General features: G+C 58.8%; 3 protein-coding genes. All 3 read right to left on the reverse strand.

Going from position 1 to position 2,927, the window contains the following annotated elements; all coding sequences use genetic code 11:
• A complete protein-coding gene (gene folD / locus ACR0B0_RS20825; RefSeq protein WP_170425634.1) occupies positions 1-891 on the reverse strand; it encodes a bifunctional methylenetetrahydrofolate dehydrogenase/methenyltetrahydrofolate cyclohydrolase FolD in 891 nt (296 codons plus the stop codon).
• 53 nt (positions 892-944) lie between these two features.
• Positions 945-1,250, reverse strand: coding sequence for a chorismate mutase (locus ACR0B0_RS20830; RefSeq protein ID WP_170352146.1), 306 nt, complete (start codon positions 1,248-1,250; stop codon positions 945-947).
• A gap of 57 nt (positions 1,251-1,307) precedes the next feature.
• Positions 1,308-2,927: formate--tetrahydrofolate ligase (locus tag ACR0B0_RS20835; protein ID WP_480649420.1), on the reverse strand; the 1,620-nt coding region annotated here is incomplete at its 5' end.

The raw sequence follows: 2,927 nt of genomic DNA on the forward strand, positions 1-2,927 counted from the left end.
TCAAGCTGTCAGGCCTTCGGGCTCTGGCAAGGCATTGGCGCGGCAACAGGCGGTCAGTGTGTTGGCCAGCAGGCAGGCAATGGTCATCGGTCCGACGCCACCGGGCACGGGTGTGATCGCTCCGGCGCGTTCGGCCGCGCTGGCGTAATCTACGTCACCAACCAGCTTGTTCTTGCCGTCCCGTTCAATTCGGTTGATGCCTACATCGATGACCGTGGCACCTTCCTTGATCCAATCGCCTGGGATCATCTCGGGGCGGCCAACGGCAGCAACGACGATATCTGCGCGGCGCACAACATCAGGCAGGTCCTTGGTGCGACTGTGTGCGATGGTCACGGTGCAGCTGTCACCCAGCAACAACTGCGCCATCGGCTTACCCACGATATTCGATCGGCCCACAACAACCGCATCCATACCCGAGAGCGAGCCATGGTAGTCGCGCAGCATCATCAAACACCCCAGCGGCGTGCAGGGCACCATCGACTTCTGCCCGGTACCCAGCAGTCCCACGTTCGAGATGTGGAAACCATCAACGTCCTTGGCCGGGTCAATCGAGTTGATCACCAGATCTTCGTTCAGGTGTTTGGGCAGGGGCAACTGCACCAGAATACCATGCACGGCTGGGTCGTTGTTCAGCTTGTCGATCAACGCCAGCAGGTCTTCTTCGGACGTGTCGATGTCCAGCTTGTGCTCGTACGAGTTCATGCCGACCTCGACGGTCATCTTTCCCTTGGACCGCACATAAACCTGGCTTGCCGGGTCTTCGCCTACCAGAACCACGGCCAGGCCGGGGGTGATGCCGTTTTCTTCTTTCAGCTTTGCGACCTGGTCGGCCACCTGGCCGCGTACTTTTGCGGCAAAGGCCTTACCGTCGATAACCTGCGCTACCATCCTTTGATCCCTTCTTTTCAAAAACGGATCGGGCGCACAAAGCGCCCGGTTCTTCATTCGGGGCCGAGCACGCGTTCTTCGCGGGCAATCGACCAGTCAATCAAGATGCGCCAAAGCTTCTCGGCAAGATCGGGGTCCATGCCCAACTCGTCGGAACTTGTGCGCACGCGCTGCACCACATCTTCGACACGATCCGGGATGCGGGCGGGTAGCCCCTCGCCGGGTTTCAACTGAGACGCACGATCTATGTAAGTTGCGCGCGCCACCAACATTTCAATCAATTGGCGATCCAGCTTGTCGATCTGAACCCGCAATTCCCGCATCGAGTGGCAGTCCTGCGGCGGTATCAGAGTGGGCATTTCAATCTCCTGCGGTCCGGGGATACCCCCGGACCACGAGATGTATCATTCGGGCGCTTAGAACAAGCCCTCGATCTCACCTGCGTCATTGAGGCAGATGGATTCCGCAGCCGGTTTGCGTGGCAGGCCAGGCATGGTCATGATCTCGCCGCAGACAACCACGATGAACCCGGCACCTGCCGACAGGCGAACCTCACGCACCGGAACCGAGTGGCCGGTGGGCGCGCCGCGCAGGGTCGGATCAGTCGAGAAGCTGTATTGCGTCTTGGCCATGCAGACCGGCAGATTGCCGTATCCGGCCTCTTCCCATTCGCGCAACTGGTTGCGAATCTTGTTGTCGGCCAGAACCTCGTCAGCGCGGTAGATGCGCTTGGCGATGGTTTCGATCTTTTCGAACAACGGCATTTCGTCGGGGTAGATCGGTGCAAAGTTCGCAGCACCATTTTCGACGATTTCCACAACTTTCTCAGCCAGAGGCGCAGAACCGTCTGAACCGAGCTCCCAGTGACGCGACAGAACTGCTTCGACACCATGTTCGGCGCAGTAATCCTTGACGGCCTGCACTTCGTCATCGGTGTCGGTGACAAAGTGGTTGATGGCGACAACAACGGGCACACCAAAGGATTTCACGTTTTCGATGTGACGACCCAGGTTGGCGCAGCCCGACTGAACCGCATCGACGTTTTCGGCACCCAGATCGGCTTTGGCAACACCGCCGTTCATCTTCATCGCGCGCACGGTTGCGACCAGAACAACTGCCGATGGCGCGATGCCCGCCTTACGGCACTTGATGTTCATGAATTTCTCGGCACCCAAGTCAGCACCAAAACCCGCTTCGGTGACAACATAATCAGCCACTTTCAGAGCGGTTTTGGTCGCGATGACCGAGTTACAGCCGTGTGCGATGTTCGCGAAAGGACCACCATGGACAAAGGCCGGGTTGTTTTCCAGCGTCTGCACCAGGTTCGGCTGCATCGCGTCTTTCAGCAGAACGGTCATTGCGCCTTCGGCCTTGATGTCGCGGCAGTAAACCGGGGTCTTATCGCGGCGATAGGCGACAATGATGTCACCCAGACGCTTTTCCAGATCTTTAAGGTCGGTGGCCAGGCAGAGGATCGCCATGACCTCGGACGCCACGGTGATGTCAAAGCCGGTTTCACGCGGGAAACCGTTCGACACGCCACCCAAGCTGGCGGTGATCTGACGCAGCGCACGGTCGTTCATGTCGACCACACGACGCCACGCAACGCGACGAATGTCGATCTCGCACTCATTGCCCCAGTAGATGTGGTTGTCGATCATCGCCGACAGCAGCGAGTGGGCCGAGGTGATGGCGTGGAAGTCACCTGTGAAGTGCAGGTTCATCTCTTCCATGGGAACAACCTGCGCGTAACCGCCACCCGCAGCACCACCCTTCATCCCGAAGTTCGGGCCAAGCGAGGCTTCGCGGATACAGATCATCGCGTTTTTGCCGATGCGGTTCAGGCCATCGCCCAGACCGACGGTGGTGGTGGTCTTACCCTCACCCGCAGGGGTCGGGTTGATCGCGGTCACCAGAATCAGTTTGCCGTCTTCACGACCTTGAACCGAGTTGATGAAGTCCTGGCTGACCTTCGCCTTGTCGTGGCCGTAAGGCAGCAGATCGTCACTGGAGATGCCAATTTTCGCACCGATTTC

The organism is Ruegeria sp. BA12, from assembly GCF_056539625.1.

Excerpts from the sequence above, each read along its gene's own strand:
- folD (WP_170425634.1), bottom strand. The coding sequence starts at position 891 with ATGGTAGCGCAGGTTATCGACGGTAAGGCCTTTGCCGCAAAAGTACGC.
- ACR0B0_RS20830 (WP_170352146.1), bottom strand. The coding sequence starts at position 1,250 with ATGCCCACTCTGATACCGCCGCAGGACTGCCACTCGATGCGGGAATTG.